This window comes from Streptomyces sp. NPDC127177 (assembly GCF_042672475.1).
In the GTDB taxonomy this organism is placed as follows: domain Bacteria; phylum Actinomycetota; class Actinomycetes; order Streptomycetales; family Streptomycetaceae; genus Streptomyces.
In genome coordinates this window covers 69,103-87,726 of record NZ_JBHXUW010000010.1, presented here as the reverse complement: position 1 = coordinate 87,726, position 18,624 = coordinate 69,103, and the positions used below count along the sequence as shown (strand labels likewise).

At 71.7% G+C, this 18,624-nt stretch carries 11 protein-coding genes; 9 read left to right on the top strand and 2 right to left on the bottom strand.

The features are described from left to right. The first annotated feature begins 10 nt into the window (after nucleotides 1-10). The 4 genes from ACFVJX_RS09370 to ACFVJX_RS09355 are packed head-to-tail and all read left to right on the top strand — an operon-like array spanning nucleotide 11 to nucleotide 4,501. Complete coding sequence (locus ACFVJX_RS09370; RefSeq protein ID WP_384134080.1) at nucleotides 11-970, top strand: ABC transporter permease; 960 nt, start codon at nucleotides 11-13, stop codon at nucleotides 968-970. Beyond that, entirely contained in the window at nucleotides 967-1,863 is an 897-nt protein-coding gene (locus tag ACFVJX_RS09365; RefSeq protein ID WP_384134084.1) for an ABC transporter permease, read from the top strand. Before ACFVJX_RS09370 ends, ACFVJX_RS09365 begins: the two co-directional genes overlap by 4 nt. After that, a complete protein-coding gene (locus ACFVJX_RS09360; RefSeq protein WP_384134087.1) occupies nucleotides 1,860-3,569 on the top strand; it encodes a dipeptide ABC transporter ATP-binding protein in 1,710 nt (569 codons plus the stop codon). Before ACFVJX_RS09365 ends, ACFVJX_RS09360 begins: the two co-directional genes overlap by 4 nt. Continuing rightward, a complete protein-coding gene (locus ACFVJX_RS09355; protein WP_384134090.1) occupies nucleotides 3,566-4,501 on the top strand; it encodes an ROK family protein in 936 nt (311 codons plus the stop codon). The genes ACFVJX_RS09360 and ACFVJX_RS09355 overlap by 4 nt, the downstream gene beginning before the upstream one ends. Before the next feature lie 117 nt (nucleotides 4,502-4,618). Here ACFVJX_RS09355 and ACFVJX_RS09350 read toward each other — a convergent pair whose 3' ends face one another. After that, a complete protein-coding gene (locus ACFVJX_RS09350) occupies nucleotides 4,619-5,266 on the bottom strand; it encodes a peptidoglycan-binding protein (protein ID WP_384134093.1) in 648 nt (215 codons plus the stop codon). 291 nt (nucleotides 5,267-5,557) lie between these two features. Here ACFVJX_RS09350 and ACFVJX_RS09345 point away from each other — a divergent pair, with 291 nt between their 5' ends. After that, nucleotides 5,558-6,682 carry a DUF4185 domain-containing protein gene (locus ACFVJX_RS09345; RefSeq protein WP_384134096.1) on the top strand — a complete coding sequence of 375 codons (1,125 nt, stop codon included), beginning with the start codon at nucleotides 5,558-5,560 and terminating at the stop codon, nucleotides 6,680-6,682. Between the two features lie 123 nt (nucleotides 6,683-6,805). On the opposite strand, the gene ACFVJX_RS09340 is transcribed toward ACFVJX_RS09345, so the two are convergent. Continuing rightward, nucleotides 6,806-8,026 carry a glycoside hydrolase family 64 protein gene (locus ACFVJX_RS09340; RefSeq protein WP_384134099.1) on the bottom strand — a complete coding sequence of 407 codons (1,221 nt, stop codon included), beginning with the start codon at nucleotides 8,024-8,026 and terminating at the stop codon, nucleotides 6,806-6,808. 398 nt (nucleotides 8,027-8,424) lie between these two features. Here ACFVJX_RS09340 and ACFVJX_RS09335 point away from each other — a divergent pair, with 398 nt between their 5' ends. The 4 genes from ACFVJX_RS09335 (at nucleotide 8,425) to ACFVJX_RS09320 (ending at nucleotide 18,560) form a co-directional block, all read left to right on the top strand. Then, complete coding sequence (locus ACFVJX_RS09335) at nucleotides 8,425-12,294, top strand: endo-alpha-N-acetylgalactosaminidase family protein (protein WP_384134102.1); 3,870 nt, start codon at nucleotides 8,425-8,427, stop codon at nucleotides 12,292-12,294. A 129-nt stretch (nucleotides 12,295-12,423) separates the two neighbouring features. After that, a complete protein-coding gene (locus ACFVJX_RS09330) occupies nucleotides 12,424-14,757 on the top strand; it encodes a polysaccharide lyase 8 family protein (RefSeq protein ID WP_384134138.1) in 2,334 nt (777 codons plus the stop codon). 78 nt (nucleotides 14,758-14,835) lie between these two features. Then, nucleotides 14,836-16,227, top strand: a complete 1,392-nt coding sequence (locus ACFVJX_RS09325) for a trypsin-like peptidase domain-containing protein (protein WP_384134105.1) — start codon at nucleotides 14,836-14,838, stop codon at nucleotides 16,225-16,227. Continuing rightward, on the top strand, nucleotides 16,224-18,560 hold the full coding sequence (locus ACFVJX_RS09320) for a tetratricopeptide repeat protein (protein WP_384134107.1): 2,337 nt from the start codon (nucleotides 16,224-16,226) through the stop codon (nucleotides 18,558-18,560). Before ACFVJX_RS09325 ends, ACFVJX_RS09320 begins: the two co-directional genes overlap by 4 nt. Nucleotides 18,561-18,624 lie beyond the last annotated feature (64 nt).

Here is an 18,624-nt window from a genome sequence, read left to right as displayed (position 1 = left end):
CGGAAAACACATGCGTACTTCCTCGTACCTGATCAGGCGGGTCCTCCAGGCCGTCGTGGTGATCGTCATCGTGACGATCGTGGTGTTCGGTCTGCTGCACGCCCTGCCCGGGGGGCCCGCCCGCGGGATCCTCGGACCACAGGCCACGGCGCAGCAGATCGCGTCCTTCAACCACGAGCAGGGCCTCGACAAGCCACTTCCCGTGCAGTACTTCTACTACCTGAACCAGCTGCTGCACGGCGACCTCGGTACCTCGTACACCCTCAACGAGCCGGTCTCCCAGCTGATCACCGAGCGGCTCGGCAAGACCCTGCTCCTCACCGCCCTGTCGGCGATCGTCGGCCTCCTGCTGGCCATCCCGATGGGCATGTGGCAGGCCGTCCGGCGGAACAAGCCGGTCGACTACGTCATCACCACGCTGAGCTTCATCGCCTACTCCACGCCCGTGTACTTCCTCGGGCTGATCCTGGTGCTGGTGTTCAGCCAGGTGCTGCCGTGGTTCCCGTCCCAGGCTCCGCAGGGGGACACGCTCGCCCAGGTGTTCTCCGAGCCGCAGGCCCTGGTGCTGCCGGTCGTCGCCGGCGCCGCCTCGATGGTCGCGGTGTTCAGCCGCTACATGCGGGCGGCCACCCTGGAGAACCTCTCCGAGGACTACGTCAGGACGGCGCGGGCCGGGGGCTCCCGCTCCCGCGCCATCCTGTGGCGGCATGTGTTCCGCAACTCGCTGACACCGGTGGTCGCGATGCTCGGCTACTACGTGCCGGTGCTGTTCGGCGGTGCGCTGGTGGTCGAGCAGCTCTTCAACTACCCCGGTATGGGGCTGCTCTTCTGGACCGGCGCACAGTCCTCCGACTACCCGGTGCTGCTGGGCTGCGTGCTCGTCATCGCGGCCGCGACCGTGGTCGGCACGCTCCTCGCCGACATCGTCCAGCGCATCATCGACCCCCGAGTTAAGGCAGGCCGGGCATGAGCGCCACCATCCAGCCGGGGCGGCTGCCCGGCACGGCCACCACCGCCACGGCGTCCGGCTCCCGGCTCGCCGTGCGGCGCTTTCGCCGCAACAGGCTCGCCGTGGTCGGGCTCGGCGTCGTGGTCGTCTTCTTCCTCTTCTGCTTCGCCGGTCCGCTGGTGTACTCCACCGACCAGACCCACACGATGCTCCAGCAGGTCAACCTCGCCCCCAGCGGCTCGCACTGGCTCGGCACCGACGCCGTCGGCCACGACGTACTGGGCCGGCTGATGTACGGCGGCAAGGTCTCGCTGATCGTCGGCCTCGCCGCGGGCATCCTGGCCACGGTCATCGGCACCCTGTGGGGCGCCGTCGCCGGCTACGCGGGCGGCTGGGTCGACGCGGTGATGATGCGGGTCGTGGACGCGGGGATCGCCATCCCGGCGCTCTTCATCCTGCTGGTGGTCTCGGCCATCACCACCCCGGACCTCACCGGACTCGTCGTCATCCTGGGCTTCGTCTCCTGGCTGGTGCCCTCCCGGCTGATCAGGGCGGAGACACTGAGCCTGAAGAACCGCGACTACGTGCTGACCCTGCGGGCGATCGGCGGGACACACAGCCGGGCCATCATCCGGCACATCCTGCCGAACTCGGTCTCGACCATCATCGTCGCGGCCACCTTCCAGATCGCCGACGCCATCCTGCTCGTCGCCTACGTGTCCTACCTGGGCCTGGGCGTCCAGCCGCCGTCCACCGACTGGGGCGGCATGCTCTCGGCCGGCCTCACCGCCGCCTACTCCGGCTACTGGTGGCTCATCATTCCGCCCGGCCTGGCCATCATCCTGGTGGTGTGGGCGTTCAACGCGATCGGGGACGGGCTCCGCGACGCATTCGACGTGAGGGGACGCGGATGACCGTCACCCAGGGCCCCGCCGCTCCGCAGGCCGGCCCGATTCTCGAACTCGACGGCCTCGGCGTCGTCTTCACCACCGAAACCGGAGAGGTGCCGGCCGTCCGGGACGTCTCCCTGCACGTCGAGCCCGGCGAGACGCTCGCCCTCGTCGGCGAGTCGGGTTCCGGCAAATCCACCATCGCGCTGGCCGCTATGGGCCTGCTGACCGGCAACGCACGGGCCACCGGCAGCGCCGTCATCGCGGGCACCCAGGTCGTCGGCGCCCGCGAGACCGACCTGGCGGCTCTGCGCGGCCGGACCGCCTCCATGGTGTTCCAGGAACCGGCCACCGCGCTGGACCCGCTGACCCGGGTCGGCAGGCAGATCGCCGAGGTGATCCGCAACCACCGCGAGATATCCGCCAGGGACGCCGCGGCCGAGGCCGTCGGGCTCCTGCGCAAGGTCGGCATACCCGAACCGGAGAAGCGGGCCGCCGCCTACCCCTTCCAGCTCTCCGGCGGACAGCGCCAGCGCGTGGTCATCGCCATGGCCATCGCCAACGAACCCGCCCTGCTGATCGCCGACGAGCCGACCACCGCGCTGGACGTCACGGTGCAGGCCGAGATCCTCGACCTGCTGCGCCGGCTCGCGGCGGAGACCGGCACCGGCGTCCTGCTCGTCACCCACAACATGGGTGTCGTCGCCGACTTCGCCGACCGCGTCGCCGTGATGTACCGGGGTGAGATCGTGGAGACCGGACCCGTCGAGGACGTGCTCCTGCGCCCGTCCCACGACTACACCCGCCGCCTCCTGGCCGCCGTGCCCCGGCTGTCGGTGGCCGAGGCGGGCCCGGCGGTGCCCGCCGCCCGCACCGCGGACCCGGACACCGCACCGGTGGTCGAACTCCACGACGTCTCCGTGGTCTTCGGCCGCGGCAGGAACGCCGTGCGCGCCCTGGACGGTGTCTCCCTGGCCGTCCACGCCGGTCAGACCCTTGGCCTGGTGGGCGAGTCGGGCTCCGGCAAGTCCACCGCGTCCAGGGTGGCGCTCGGACTGATCGCGCCGAGTTCCGGCACGGTCTCGCTCTTCGGCTCCGACCTGGGGCGCATCCGGTCCCGGGCCCGCCGGGCGCTGCGCGCCGGCATCGGCGTGGTCCTCCAGGACCCGGTCGCCTCGCTGGACGCCCGGATGACGGTCGGCGAGTGCGTCGCCGAGCCGCTCAGGGTCCACCGCCGCGGTCTGAGCGCCAAGGAGCGCCGCACCAAGGTCGCCGAGATCCTCGACCGGGTCCGGCTGCCGCGTGAACTCGCCGCGCGGGCGCCCCGCGAGCTGTCCGGCGGCCAGCGCCAGCGCGTCAGCCTGGCTCGGGCACTGGTCCTTGAGCCCCGGCTGCTGGTCGCCGACGAGCCCACCAGCGCGCTCGACGTGAGCGTGCAGCAGGCGGTGCTCGAAGTGATCTCCGAGCTCCAGGACGAGCTGGGCTTCGCCTGTCTCTTCGTCTCCCACGACCTGGCCGTCGTACAGCACTTCGCGCAGCGCGTCGTGGTGCTGCGGGGCGGCCGGATCCAGGAGCAGGGCCCCACCGGAGCGACTCTCCTGCACCCGGAGACCGACTACACCCGCGGCTTGCTGGCCGCCGTACCGGTGCCCGATCCGGTGATCCAGCGAGGCCGCAGGGCCGAACGGCTGGCCGCCCTCGCGGCCGGCCGGCCGGAGGTCGAGGGATGACCCCGTACGACCGCGGGCTCTTCGCCGGAGTGGACATCGGCGGCACCACCACGCAGGTGGTCCTGTGCGCCGATGACCTGAGTGTTCTGAACCGCGCCGAGGTGCCGACCCCGGCCGCTCACGGCGGCCCGGCCATGATCCGCGCGGCACTGGACGCGCTGGCACCGCTGGTGGAGAGCGCCCCCGGCCGGCTCACCGGCTGCGGGGTCGGCGCCGCCGGTGTGGTGGACTCCGCCACCGGTCACATCCTGGTGGCAAGCGACTCCTTCACCGGCTGGGCCGGTTTCGGGGTGACGGACGCCGTCCAGGACGCGCTGGGCGTCCCGGCCTTCCTGGACAACGACGTCAACGCCTTCCTGTACGGGGAGGTGTCGGGCGGCGCCGTGCGCGGCGAGCCCGACGTGCTCGGGATCACCCTCGGCACCGGAGTCGGTGGCGCGCTGTGGAGCGGCGGCGCGCTGTTCACCGGCCCGCACGGCGCGGCGGGCGAGATCGGGCACATCCCGGGCTTCGGTGACCTGCTCTGCTCGTGCGGCGGACGGGGGCACCTGGAGACCCTCGCGTCCGGCCGTTCCATCGGCGCCCGCTACACGGAGCGCACCGGCCGGCGGCTGACCGCCCGCGAGGTCGCGCGAGCGGCGGACGGCGGTGACGAGGACGCCCTCGCGGTGTACCGGGCCGCCGGTGCCGGGATCGCGCGGGCGATCGTGATGACGGCGGGCGTCGTGGACATCACGACCGTGGTGGTGGGCGGCGGCGTCAGCCACGCCTGGCATCTGCTGCGGCCGTTCGTCCTCGCCTCGCTGGCCGCCGAGCCACCGGTGAGCGGTCACCCCGTGCGGCTGGTCAGGTCGGCCCTGGGTGCCGACGCGGTACCGGTCGGCGCCGCCGCACGGGCCCGAGTGGAACTCGCGACGAGTTCCCCGGTCTGAGGCTCCCGGCCCCGTCCCGTGTCCGAGGCTCCCGGCCCCGGGCGCGTCGGCGCCCCCGTCCAGAAGGGCGGGGGCGCCTGCGCGTGGGGGTAGCGGCAGTGGGTCCGGTGGTGGGTCTCAGTAGATCGGGTCGACGGTGGGCCCCTCCTGGGCCAGCAGGTCGCGGGCGAACTGCTCCCACTGCGCGTAGGCGTCCGGGAAGGCCGACACCTGCACGGCCTGGCACACCTCGCCCGGTGGCCTGGTCTGCCAGTTGGCGATCTGGATCAGACCCGGATTGCTGCCGAACGGGGCCACCCCGTAGAAGGACTTGGACGACGTGGGGACGTCCGTGATCTGTTCCGGGGTGCCCCAGCCGGTGCTCGGGCGCTGCTGGAAGATGCCGAGCGAGTCGTGGTCGACCGGGGTCAGGTAGTTGACGAACTTCGACTCCTGCATGGCCGTCATCAGTGCGATGACCTGGCCCTGCTCGGGAATCTGGGCGCCCTTGCCGACGCCGATGACGGTGCGGGCGTTGGCGAGTTCGGCAGGGCCGAGGTCGGCGGCGACCGTGAAGACCGTCCGCAGTTCGCTGTCCGGAGCCGCCTGGAGGGACTTCGCGGTGGCCGCGTCGACCGAGCCGGTGGGCCGCAGACCGTGAGCCGCCTGGAAGGAACGCAGACCGTGGGGGGTGGGTGCCGCCTGTGCGGTCGCCGGAACGGAAAGCAGTATCCCGGCGGTGGCCGCGGCAGCGGTTATGAGCTTCAGCATTCTCTTCTGTCGCATGGCGGCACGGTGTCGCGGACCCGAATACGGAGTCAAGCCCTCTGTTCGGCAGCGGAGTTGACTGTCCCGGATAAATCAACCGTCGTCCCTGGTAAGGGGGTTGCCGGCGAATGGAAATGGTGGCGAATTCACCGCGGTGGAACACCGGCCGTCAGCGGTTCGACCAATGACGCAATTCCCTTTTGTTGCCCGTTGTCGTATGTGCTGGATGTGGGCGTCTGTTGCCATGACGCATGACCGCCCTATCCTCCGCAGGGCGATGTCGCGCACGTCCTCCCCACAGGAGTTGCCATGCACGGATTCACCCGGCCCCAGCCCGACCGGGACGGTGACGGCCGAGGCCGCGTCCACCCGAGCCGCCGCACGCTTCTGCGCTCCGGTGCGGGCGCCGCACTCGCCGTCGCGGGCCTCGCGGCCGGCGCGCCGGGCGCAGCTGCCCGGGAGCGCGCCGCGCCGTTCGTCACCGGCGGCAAGGTGCGCAACCTCACCGGGCCCGCCGAGACGGGAAGCTTCGCCGCACCCTGGACCGACCTGGGGATTCCGGCGCGCTGCCCGGACGGATCGATGCTCTTCGTGTGCGGGGACACCTTCGACGGAGGCGGCGTCGGCGGCCCCGACTGGCGCGCCCCGGTCGGGCTGCGCGCATCGAACGCCGCTCCGGGCTCGCTCGTCATCGACGGCAGCGTGGGCGGCGCGCACGCGGCCGGCCTCGTGCCGGAGGGCCATGACGGCGGCACCACGGCCATTCCCTCCGACGTGTTCACCGTCGGATCCACGATGTACATGCACCTGATGCGCGGCGTCATCTACCGGACCCACCACTCGGACTTCTGGCGCTCCGACGACAACGGCGAGACCTGGCAATACCTCTGCCAATGGCCCGGGGACCAGTACAACGGGCAGTTCCAGCAGAAGACCTACGCCGTCGCGGACGACGGTTACTGCTATGTCCTGTCGACGGCCTTCAACCGCGATGTGACATCGGATCTGCTGCTCCACCGGGTTCCGCAGAACGACCTGGGAAATCCCGCCGCCTATGAGCCGTGGGGTTATGCGGGCGGGGTCTGGGCCTGGGGAAACCCGCCGACATCCGTGAGCGCACCGCGTCGCTGGGGTGAGATCTGTTTCCGGGCCATGGACGGGAAATACGCACTCACCTGGCTCAACATGGCCCCGCTCGACATCCGCGCGCAGGTCTTCGCGCTGCCGACCGCGAACCTCTTCACGACACCGGAACAGACCATGATCGTGCCCACCGTGCCGGGGCTGGAGACCGGCAACGCGGTCGCGAGCCCGTACGGCGGCTTCATCGTCCCCGGGTCCACCTTCGGCGACTTCCACATCGCCGTCAGCCAGTGGTTCGACGACCAGAACTACCGGGTGATGCAGTACCGCATCAACGGCCTGGCGGCCTGAGGACAGGCCCGGCGCCCGGAACCCGCGCGGGCAGTTCGGACCCCGGGCATGGAAGGACCCCCGTCCCGCCCGGACGGGGGTCCTTCCGGCCTTGTGACGGAGCCGGTCCCTGTGGTGGAGAGGTCAGGAACCGACACTCACGGTGAAGCGCCGCGGGTTGCCGTCGTTCGCGGCGCCCGAGACGTCCGGCTCACCGTCGGGGCGTACGTCGTCGTACGGGAAGGCGTAGCCGATCGGGCTGTTGGCGTGCACGATCCGCGACCAGTGGTTGGTCACATCGCCCTTGTAGTAGTCCGCCACCGTGGTGCCGTTGGGCTGCTCCGGGTGGCTGAGCATGATCGAGCGGTTGAAGCCGGCCGCGATCCGCGCCAGCAGGGCCTTCTTGTCGTCGTTGTCCGCCGGGTTGTTGGCGAACGGACCGCCGTTGCAGGTGAAGATGTCCTGCGAGTTGGGCTTGGAGAAGGTGTGCCCGCCGTTGAAGGTCAGGGTGTCGCCCTCGACCCGTCCGGTGAAGACGCCGCGTCCGCCCTGGATGTCGATCCGCAGGTCCGTCGAGCGGTACTTCTCCCAGACCTCGTCGACCTGCGAGCTGAACAGGTTCCCGAACGGCATGTCGCCGCCGGACGAAGCCATCAGGTTCTGCGGCGAGATGACCCGGAGGACGTTGCCGTCCGAACCGCGCTTCACCAGCTGGTCCCAGGGCTGCCCGTCGGCGGCGGCCTGAGCGGTGAGGTCGTCGGCGATCTTCTGCACGGCGCCGTTCGGGAGCGGGGCCACGGTGTGCGTGGTGTCCCCCTCCAGGGTCAGCCCGATCGGCAGCGCGGTCACCAGGTCGACGTAGCTGATGTTCGCGTACAGCTGCTCCGGGTTGAAGGTGAACTCGCAGAACGACCAGGTGCGCCCGTAGTTCGCGTCCGTGGACGTGGCGAAGGCCGGCTCGACCAGGGACGGACCCGGGTTCAGGAAGAAGTCCAGGGTGTCGTCGTGCACGAAGTAGACCCGTGCCCCGTACATCTGGGGGAGTGTCACGACGACGGGTGCCCCACCGGCCGCGTTCAGCGGGATGGCGCAGTCGACCGGCAGCGGGGTCTGCGGCTCCGCCGGGGACTCGGGGTGGTAGACGCTGCCGTCGGCCCGCAGCAGCACCCACTTGTCGGTGCCCTGCTCATGACCGGTGACGTACGCGTTGACCTTGCCGGACAGGGACTTGTTCTCCAGGGCCAGTTCGCAGGTCGCGGCGGACGCCGACGCGCTCGGACTCAGCGCGCTTCCCCAGAGGGGGTAGGTGAGTGCGGTCGCGGCGGCGGCGGCGCCGCCCGTCAGGAACAGTCTGCGCGAAATCACGAGGGGACTCCTGAGGCGTGGGGGGTGTGGAAGTGAGGGGGTGGTGAACGGTGGGGGACAGGTGGACGCGGACGGCAGAATGGTGCGGGGAGGTGGAACCAGCGCGTCCGCGGTGCGCACCACTCTCGTCAGGGCTGCGGCGACCGTCAAGACTTGTGACTGAGAGCGCTCTCAAAAAACAAAGGTCTTCACAACTCGATGCTTCAAACGGCTACTTGGTGTATCCGGCCGGTTCGGATCCGCATACCGTGATCAACACCTGAACCCAGGACCCACGGAGGCGCCCCCACTTCCCACGTGCGCTTACTTGGACTTACGCAGAGCGGTTGTTGGACTGGAGAGGCCCTCGGGGCCGTACGTCGTTGACGGTGTCCGGACACGGCGACTACGCAGAGCACATGTCGCCAAGATTCACTACGGCGGGCGCTGCTGCCGCCGCCTCAGCCGCCGTCCTGGCTCTGGTGGGGACCGCCCTCCCCGCCTCAGCCGCCGCCCCCTCACCCCCCGCGGCCGAATCGGCCGTCCCGGCGGGCGCCGTCATCGCCTCCGCGCAGCTCGCCGTCGCCGTCGCGGACGACTTCCCGCGGGTACTGACGTACACCGACCTGGCCTCGGGGAACCAGCTGTCCGGCAGCACCCGGCCGGTCACCGCCGTCACCCTCAACGGCAAGGCGCACACCGTGCGGCTCAAGGGCGCGCCCAGGGTCACCAAGTCGGCCGCCCGCTACACGCTCACCTTCGCCGATCTGCCCGGTGTCGAGATCGACGCCTCGCTCTCCGTCTCCGGACGCGCCACCACGTTCAAGGTGACCGCCGTCCGCGACACCGCGGCCTTCCGCGTCGGCACGATCGACATCCCCGGCCACGACCTCGTCTCCGTCGCGAGCACCGACACCGGGGCCGCGACCGCCTTCACCCGGCTGGACGCCGACTCGACGAAGACCGCGGACGTCTTCGCGAAGGTCACCGACGCCACCGAGCCCGACACCGCACCGGTCGGCGCCGCCTACGCGATCGTCAACACCGGTTCGCTGGCGGCCGCCGTCGAGTCCAACTCCTCGTACGACAAGCCCTCGGGTGCCACCGACGGCGACGACGCCCGCTTCTGGCACCAGGCCCGCAAGGGCGACGACGGCTCCACCCGGGTCGGTGTGTGGTCCGGCCAGTGGACCTACCGCGGCGACGGGGCGCCCGAGCCGGAGAGCGGCGACGACCTGCCCTGGGCGAAGGTCGTCGTCACGCCCGACGCCAACGGCGACAGGACCGTCGACTGGCAGGACGGCGCCGTCGCCTTCCGCTCCATCGGTGTCGTCGCACCGGGCAGCGAGGACACCGCGGACCGGGTCGTCACCCACATCCCGTTCAACTTCGCCAGCCAGGCCACCCACCCGTTCCTGCGCACCCTCGACGACGTCAAGCGGATCTCCCTCGCCACCGACGGTCTCGGACAGCTCGCGCTGCTCAAGGGGTACGCCTCCGAGGGCCACGACTCCGCCCACCCCGACTACGGCGGCAACTACAACAAGCGCGCCGGCGGGCTGAAGGACCTCAACGAGCTCCTGAAGGACGGCAAGAAGTGGGGCGCCACCTTCGGCGTCCACGTCAACGCCACCGAGGCCTACCCGGAGGCGAAGGCCTTCGACGAGAACCTCGTCGACAAGACGAAGCCCGGCTGGGACTGGCTGAACCAGAGCTACTACATCGACCAGCGCCGCGACATCAACAGCGGCGACCTGGCCAAGCGCTTCCAGCAGCTGCGGGACGAGACGAACAGCAACCTCAGCATGCTGTACATCGACGTCTACTACACACACGGCTGGATCGCCGACAAGACCCTCCAGTCGATACAGAAGCAGGGCTGGAACGTCTCCAGCGAATGGGCCGACAAATTCGAGCGGGGCTCGCTCTGGTCGCACTGGGCCAATGACCTCGACTACGGCAGCGCCACCAACAAGGGCCTCAACTCGCGGATCATCCGGTTCATCCGCAACGACGAGAAGGACGTCTGGAACAACGACCCGGTCCTCGGCCAGAGCGCCATCGACGAATTCGAGGGCTGGACCGGCGAGACCGACTGGAACGCCTTCTACGACAACATCTGGCAGCGCAACCTGCCCGCCAAGTACCTCCAGCAGCAGAAGATCACCCGCTGGGACGGCAACGACATCACCCTCACCGGCGGGGTGAGCGGCACGGTCGAGGACGGCAGGCGGACGTTCTACGACCACGGCCGCAAGGTGCTCAGTGGCACCGACTACCTGCTCCCGTGGGACGGCGGCAAGAAGCTGTACCACTACAGCAAGTCGGGCGGTACGAGCAGCTGGGCGGTGCCCTCCAAGGGCACGTACACCGTCTACAGGCTCACCGACAACGGCCGGGTCAAGACGGGCACCGTCCGCCCCGTGGACGGGAAGATCACGCTGAAGGCCGAGGCCGGACAGCCGTACGTCCTCTACCCGGACAAGGCGCCGAAGGCCGCGGACGCCAAGTGGGGCGAAGGCACCCTCGTCGACGACCCCGGCTTCAACGACAGCAGGCTGACCGACTGGTCGAGGACCGGCACCGCCGTCCGTGACACCGACAGCCAGGGCCGCAACAGCGCGAAGCTGTCCGGCACCGGCACGGCGGCGCTCTCCCAGTCCATCGGCGGACTGAAGCCCGGCACGCGCTACACCGCCTCCGCCCTGATCGAGGTCGAGCCCGGCAGGACCCGGCACACCACCTTGTCGGCCGGCGGGAAGTCCGTGGCAGTGGACCGCTCCACCGCGAAGGACCAGGTAGCGGCATCCGACTGGCACGGCACGTACTTCCAGCGGGCGAAGGTGAACTTCACCGCTCCCGCCAACGGGCGCACCACCCTGCGCATCGAGGCCGCCAAGGGCAGCGCGGCCACCGTCCGCGCCGATGACGTACGCGTCGTCGCCAACGCCCCGGCCGGCAGGAAGAACACCGTCGCGTACGAGGACTTCGAGGACGTCGACCAGGGCTGGGGCCCCTTCCTCAAGGGCGACGCGGGCGGCTCCACCGACCCCCGCACCAGCATCTCCCAGCTGCACGCCCCGTACACCCGGGCCGGCTGGAACGGAAAGCTCGTCGACGACGTGCTCGGTGGCAAGGAGTCCCTCAAGGCCCACGAGGAGAACGCCGGACTCGTCTACCGGACCGCGCCCTGGACCGTGCCGATGGCCGACGGGCACCGCTACAAGGTCGAGTACGACTACCAGTCCAGCCACGCCGGTGCCTACGAGTGGGTCGACGGCTACGACCGGATCACCGCGGACGGCAAGCCGGAATCGGTCGGCAACCGGACCACCGCGATCGGCGCGCAGCACAGCACCGGCCACTTCACCGAGACCGTCACGGCGGGCTGCGGCGACACCTGGACCGGGCTGCGCAAGCGCGAGGACGCCCCCGAGGGCGCGGACTTCGTCCTCGACGGCTTCACCGTGACCGATCTCGGCGCGGCCCCGGCGGGGGAGCGGGCCGCCTGCGGCACGCTCACCGTGCAGCCGGCCGCACAGACCCTGGAGCCGGGCACCGCCAACACCGTGAAGGCGAGCTTCACCAACCACGAGGCCACCGAGGTCACCGGGGTCTCGGTGAAGCTGACCGTCCCCGACGGCTGGAAGGCCGAGCCCGCGGGCCCGGTCGCCTTCGACACGGTCGCGGCCGGTGCGAAGGTCACCGGAAGCTGGCAGGTGACCCCGCCGGTGGACGCCGAGTACCGGACGTACCGGCTTGGTGCCGAGGCGGCGTACACGGTCGGCGGTGCACAGCGGAACCTCGGCGCGCAGACCTCCGTGCGGACCCTGCCGCCGCCGCCCACCAAGGACAGCTGGGCCAGTGACCTGGACTGGACGGCCTCCGAGAACGGCTGGGGTCCCATCGAGCGCGACCTCTCCAACGGCGAGACCGGTACCGGTGACGGCACCCCGCTGACCATCGGCGGCACCGTCTACACCAAGGGCCTCGGCAGCCACGCACCCGCGAAGGTCAGCTACTACCTGGGCGGCAAGTGCACCTCGTTCACCGCCGAAGTGGGCGTGGACGACGTGCAGAAGAGCGCCGGCAGCGTGCAGTTCTCCGTGACGGCCGACGGCACGGAGAAGGTGAAGTCGCCGGTGCTCAAGGCCGCCGACAGCGCCTGGTCGCTGACGGCCGACGTCACCGGGGCCAAGTACGTCGAGCTGGTGGCCGGCGACGGCGGTGACGGCAACGGAAACGACCACGCCGACTGGGGCGACGCCCGCTTCCACTGCGGAGGCTGAGCGGCGGCGCACGGGAAGGGGTCGGGACCGGCACCCGTCCCGACCCCTTCCCGCGCACCCGGACGCGTGCTAGACCAGCGACCGTCCGGTCTAAACCACTTGGATCCCGGAGGTACTGCTGTGTCACTCCTGCCCGCCTGGTCCCGCCGCACCTTCCTCGCCACCGGCAGTGCCACCGCACTGGGCCTGGCGCTCGCCGTCCCGGCCGCCCGCGCGGCGCAGGACGAGGACGAGTTCGAGACGCTCCGGCTGCGCTGGAACGGCCTCTCGCTCGGCACCGGATACGACCCGGCCACCGAGCCCTACGCGTCCCGGCTCGCCGCAACCGGCGAACTCGCCGCCGGGTTCCGCGCGACGATGGCCCCCGCCGCGGACTCGCTCTGGGCCGGGCACACCTTCGACCCGCCGGACGGCATCACCTGGAGCTACAACCGGCTCTGGACGATGACGCAGGCCTACGCGCAACAGGGCACCGGCCGCACGGGGGACACGGATCTGCTCGACGGCATCGTCCAGGGCCTCGACCACCTGTCCACGACCGTCTACAACCCCGCCACGACCCCGTACGGCAACTGGTGGGAATGGCAGATCGGCAGCCCGCGCCTGCTCATGGACATCGTCGCGGCCCTGCGGCCCGAGCTCGGCGATGAGCGCGTCCAGGCTGCCTGCGCGGCCGTCGACCACTTCATCCCCGACAGCGCGCTCACCGACTACAGCGGCACATCGACCGGCGCCAACCGGGTCGACCTCTGCCGTTCCGTCGCCCTGCGCGGCATCCTCGGCCGCGACGACGCCAGGACGGCGCTGGCCCGCGACGCGCTCTCGCCCGTCTTCCCGTACGTGACCGAGGGCGACGGCCTCTACGCCGACGGCTCGTTCGTCCAGCACACCTGGATCGCCTACTCCGGTACGTACGGCCAGGTCATGCTCGACGGCCTGGGCCGGCTCTTCGCCCTGCTGGCCGGCTCCACCTGGGAGGTCACCGACCCCAACCGGCAGATCATCCTGGACAGCGTCGAGCACGCCTACGCGCCGCTCATCCACGACGGTCTGATGATGGACAGCGTCAACGGCCGGGCCATCAGCCGGGGGCTCCTCAAGAGCGACGAACTCCAGGTCATGCGCAGCGACCACTTCCACGGCCAGGGACTGATCGCCGCCGTGGCCCTGCTCGCGCTCGGCGCCTCCGCCGCCGAGCGCGACCGGTGGAACGGCATGATCAAGGGCTGGACCGAACGGGACACCGTCAGCCCGGTCCTCACCGCCCCGCAGTTCGGCGTCGCCGACCTTTCCAGGCTGCACGCCGCCGTCTCCGCCCCGGTCCCCGCCGCACCCGAAGCCGTCGGCCACACACTGTTCACCGCCATGGACCGGGCCGTGCACCGACGCCCCGGCTGGGTCGCGAACCTCTCCATGTCATCGGAACGGATCAGCTCGTACGAGTGCGGCAACGGCGAGAACCCGCGCGGCTGGCACACCGGGGCCGGGATGCTCTACTGGTGGCAGGGCGCCGACGGCGGCGGCCAGTACACCGACTGGTTCTGGCCCACGGTCGACTGGTACCGGCTGCCCGGCACCACCGTCTCCACCAAGCGGCTCGCCGACCGGGCCGGCGGCGAGTGGGGCGAACCACGGCCCGACGTGCGGTGGGTCGGCGGAGCGCACGACGGCGAGTTCGCCGCCGTCGGCCAGCATGTGAAGGGCCTGGACTCCACCCTGGAGGCCCGTAAGTCCTGGTTCTGCGCGGCCGACACGGTCATCTGCCTCGGCGCGGGCATCACCGCCGCCGACGGGGCGGACGTCGAGACCGTCGTCGACAACCGCAACCTCGGCCCGGACGGCGGACAGACCTTCACCGTCGACGACCGCGAACGGCCGCGCTGGGCCCATCTGGAGGGGCACGGCGGCTGGGTACTGCCCGGCGGCGCCGCGCTGCGCACCCTGCGCGAGGCCCGTACCGGCGCCTGGTCCGACATCAACACCACCAGCTCCGCCGAGCAGCGGACCCGCCACTGGCAGACGCTCTGGCTCGACCACGGCACCGACCCGGCCGACGCCTCCTACCTCTATCTGCTGATGCCCGGAGCCTCCCGCCGTACCGTCGCCGCCCGCGCGGCCGACCGGCACTGGCTGACCGTGCTCGCCAACACCGCCGCCGTGCAGGCCGTCGCCGTGCGGTCGCTCGGGCTGACCACCGCCAACTTCTGGCAGCCGGGCACGGCCGGGCAGCTCTCCTCGACCGGGCCGGCCAGTGTGCTGGTCCGCGAGGGCCGGGGCACGACGGCGATCCGCATCAGCGGCCCCGACCGCAGCGGCACACCGTTCGAGGTGGTCTGGGACCGGCCGGTACGCGAGGCCGTTCCGGCGGGCCCGGGCATCGAGGTCCGGGCCACCGGCCGGCGGCTGGTGCTGGGCGTGGACCCGGGCACATCGGGGGCCACACTGCGGTGTGACTTCCGGTAAGCCACCGGGGTGCTTCCGGCGGGTGAGTCTGCCGGGAGTCTGGGAAGGACGGCCGTCGCACGCGTACGCTCAGGAGCCATGGGGGAGTTGAGAGCGGACTGGCGGCTCCGGTTACGCCGCGGCGGTGCCGGGGAACCCGTGTGCGGGGCCGGGGTGCTGCTCACCCAGGACCGGATGCTGACCTGCGCGCACGTCGTCGGCGAACCGGACACCAGGATGTGGGTGGAGTTCGCCGAGAACCCCGGGATCCCGGCGGTCGGCGCCCGGGTCGCGCCCGGTGGCTGGCTGCCCGGCCTGGACGGGACCGACCGTGAGGACATCGCCGTACTCGCCCTGGACAGCCCCCGCCCGCAGGCGGCGCCCGCGCTGCTGGGCCGGGGGCTGGAGCGCGGCGGCGAGGTGTGGATCGGCGGCTACTCCCAGGCCTTCGACGACGGCATGTGGCTGGCCGGCCGGATCAGCGGACTGCACGGCGCATGGGTACAGCTGGACGCCGGGACCAACGCCGAAGTGGTGCGCCCCGGTTTCAGCGGGGCGGCCGTGCAGACACGGGGCGAGGGGCCGGGCGCCGAGCGGGTCGTCGGACTCGTGGTGAGCTGGCGCGGCGATCTGGAGCTGGCCCTGCCCACCGAGAACGATCTGGCGTTCTCGTACATGATCCCGGTCGACCGCATCGCCGAACTGGTGCCGCTGGTCGCCGAACTGAGCGGGACCGACGGCTGGGACGGCGGGCTGTCCCGGCGGCTGAGCGGCTGGTTCGCGGGCGGCGACCAGCCCGCGGTGCGGTTCGCGCTCGTCCCGCGAGGCGGCGGCCGCGACCGCACACTCCAGCACCAGCTCCACCGGGCGCACCTCGTCTACCAGGGCGGGCGTACCCGGCCCGAGGAACTCGTCGAGACCCTGGTCGCGCAGCTGAGGCCCCCGCGGTACCAGCTGAACACCTACCGCGACTGGCTGCTGGAGGGCGGCGCCGCACCGGACCGCTCGGGCGCCGGCCAGCCGGCCGGATCGGGCCCCGTGCTCGCCGTGGTCGGCCTGGACGAGGACCCCGACCCGGCCGGGCTGGTGCCGCTGCTGGCCCGTGTACGGAGCCTCGGGTTCCGGCTGCTGGTCGTCTTCCGCAGCGGCAGCGGCGCCGGACTGGCCGAGGTGGCGCAGCACCTGCTGGTGCCCGCGCTCGACGAGCGGGCCGGGGCACTGGTGCACCGCGTCGAGCGCATCGAGCAGGAGTGGGCGGGACTGCGGAACATGGTGGACTCGGCATCGCTGGTGCCCCGGCCCACCATCGACGCGGCCACCCGCCACCGCCAGTTGCGCGCACTGCGGGCACTGTCGGACCCGCAGCGACAACTCGAGGCGCTGAAACAGCTGTTACGCGAGTTACGGGCTGACCTGGAGCGGCAGCACGGCACCGGCTCCGCTGATCTGCCGGGGCAGCGCAACGGTCCGGGCCCGGCAGGGCGCCCATGAGGATTCCGTGCCCGCACCGCCGTTTCACCGGGGCCCCCTGCGGCGGAGCCGTCCACTCCACGGGCTACTGCGACACCTGCGGCCGTGACGAGGCGGCACCCGGGCTGCCGCCGCTGCCCACCGCCCCCGAGGAGTACGGACCCGCCGCACTGCTCGAACTGCCGCTGCTGGAGCCGGGCTCCCCGGCCGACCGGCTCAGCGCCGCCGAACAGCCCGTCCGCATCGTCATGACGTGCTCGGCCGAGGCCTGCGGCGTCGCGTTCGTACCGCCGTACACCGCTGCCCCGCCGCCGGACGAGGGCCACTGCCCGCACTGCGGAGCCCGCTACTCCTACCGCCCCGAGCTGACGAGGGGCGGCCCGCCCCTCCAGGACCAGTACCGCATCCGCGGCCCCATCGCGCACGGCGGCCAGGGCTGGGTCTACCTGGCAGAGGACACCCATCTGGAAGACCTCGTCGCCGTCAAGGGACTCCTCAACCGCTACGCGGAGCGCGGCGCGGTCCAGGCCGGTGAGGAACGCCGCAGCCTCGTCGCGATCCGGCACGAACGCATCGTCCAGATCCGTGACTTCGTCAGTACCCGCAACACCGACGGCACCGTGTCCGGCGGCTACATCGTGATGGAGGACGTCGGCGACCGGACGCTCTCCGCCGTCGTCGAATCGACCCGGCAGGGCGCCTTCGTCCTCGACATCGAGCACGTCATCACCTACGGCTGCCAGATCCTGGAGGCACTCGCCCATCTGCACGGCATGGGCTTCCTGTACGGGGACATGAAGCCGTCCAACGTCATCCACCACCGCGACGGCATCAAGGTCATCGACCTCGGCGGGGTACGCAAGGCCGGGAGCACCGACCCCCGGCCCGTGATCACCCCGGGGTTCGCGGCGCCCGAGACGGACGGCAGCCGGCCCCTCACGGTCGCCCACGACATCCACACGGTCGGCGTCACCCTGGCCGAACTGGCCGGCTGGGCGGTCGGCGACGACGTGCCGGGACTCGGCATCAGCTCGTTCCGGCTGGTGGTGGAGCGGGCCACCGCGAACGACCCGGAGCGCAGGTTCGGCTCCGCCGATGACATGGCAGGGCAACTGCGTGGTGTGCTGCGCGAGATCCGGGCCCTGCGCGGCAAGCGCGACCAGCCCGAACCCTCGGAGTACTTCACCCCCTCCACCGAACTGCTGGGCGTCCGGCTGGGTTCGGTGCCCGACTACGCGCACTGGCTGCGCCGCCCGCCGCACAGCCGCCGGGAGACACCCCAGGCACCCGCCCTGGACGCGGGGCTGCCCACCCCGACCGAGATCGCCCGCAGGCTGCCGGTGCCGCGGCCCTATCCCGGCGACCCGCAGGCGGCCCGGTTCGGGGTCAGCAGCTACGACCCGGGGCAGCCGCTGGCCCAGCCGGCCCGCGGGGAGCCGTCGGTGGAGATCTGTCTGCACAACGCCCGGCTGCTGCTCGGCCAGGAGGGCGGCGACGCCCTCGCGGCGGCGCGGGAACAGGTCGAGGCGGCGGCCGCGATACCGGGCCCGGGGCCGGTCCGCGAATGGCGGCTCAGCTGGCACCGGGGGCTCGTCGCGCTGCGCGGCGCCGATCTGGCGGCCGACGGCGAGCGGGAGCCGCTGCTCGAAGCGGCCCTGGAGCGGTTCTCCGCCGTGCACCGGGCGCTGCCCGGCGAGTACGCGGCGAAGCTCGCGCTGGCGTACTGCGCGGAGCAGCTCGGCGAGGACCGGCAGGAGACCGTGGAGCAGCTCGGTGTGAACCGTCCGCAGGGCGCCGGGTTCGCCGCGTACGAACTCTTCCGGGCCGTGCACGCCCGCAACCCCTCGCACGTCGGTGCCGCACTGGGGCTGGCCAGGATCGCCCTGGCACGCGGCGACCGTGCGGCTGCGATCGAGGTGCTCGATCTGGTGCCGGACGAGTCGCGCGACCACACCGTCGCCCGGATCGCCGCGTTCCGCATCCGGGCGGCCCGGCTCGCGGCGGGGGACCGGCCGCTCCCGCCGGAGTCGGAGATCGACGCCTGCCTCGCCGCGCTCGCCCCACGCCCGGGCCCCGCCGCGGCGGTGGTCGCCGGCGACGAACCCGCCTGGCTGCTCCGGACCGAGCTGTACGAATGGAAGCTCGACGCGGTGCTGGCGGCGGCCGGCCGCCCGCGGCCACGCGGCGGATGGCTGCGGATGGGCCTGCCGCCCCCGGCGGGGCCCGGGGAGCGGGCCGTGCGGGTGGAGCTGGAGCAGTGCTACCGCTGGCTGGCCCGGCAGCGGCAGGCGCCGGCCGAGTACGAGCGGCTGATCGACCTCTCCCACGCGGTCCGCCCGCAGACCCGGTTCTGACGGCCGCCGGGCCCGTGACCGCGAGCCGGGCCCGTATCCGCCAGCCGGGCCTGCAACCGCAAAC

What these genes read in the sequence shown, in the direction of transcription:
- ACFVJX_RS09360 (WP_384134087.1), top strand. Translation starts at nt 1,860, where the DNA reads ATGACCGTCACCCAGGGCCCCGCCGCTCCGCAGGCCGGCCCGATTCTC.
- ACFVJX_RS09325 (WP_384134105.1), top strand. Translation starts at nt 14,836, where the DNA reads ATGGGGGAGTTGAGAGCGGACTGGCGGCTCCGGTTACGCCGCGGCGGT.
- ACFVJX_RS09335 (WP_384134102.1), top strand. Translation starts at nt 8,425, where the DNA reads ATGTCGCCAAGATTCACTACGGCGGGCGCTGCTGCCGCCGCCTCAGCC.
- ACFVJX_RS09365 (WP_384134084.1), top strand. Translation starts at nt 967, where the DNA reads ATGAGCGCCACCATCCAGCCGGGGCGGCTGCCCGGCACGGCCACCACC.
- ACFVJX_RS09355 (WP_384134090.1), top strand. Translation starts at nt 3,566, where the DNA reads ATGACCCCGTACGACCGCGGGCTCTTCGCCGGAGTGGACATCGGCGGC.
- ACFVJX_RS09345 (WP_384134096.1), top strand. Translation starts at nt 5,558, where the DNA reads ATGCACGGATTCACCCGGCCCCAGCCCGACCGGGACGGTGACGGCCGA.
- ACFVJX_RS09320 (WP_384134107.1), top strand. Translation starts at nt 16,224, where the DNA reads ATGAGGATTCCGTGCCCGCACCGCCGTTTCACCGGGGCCCCCTGCGGC.
- ACFVJX_RS09350 (WP_384134093.1), bottom strand. Translation starts at nt 5,266, where the DNA reads ATGCGACAGAAGAGAATGCTGAAGCTCATAACCGCTGCCGCGGCCACC.
- ACFVJX_RS09370 (WP_384134080.1), top strand. Translation starts at nt 11, where the DNA reads ATGCGTACTTCCTCGTACCTGATCAGGCGGGTCCTCCAGGCCGTCGTG.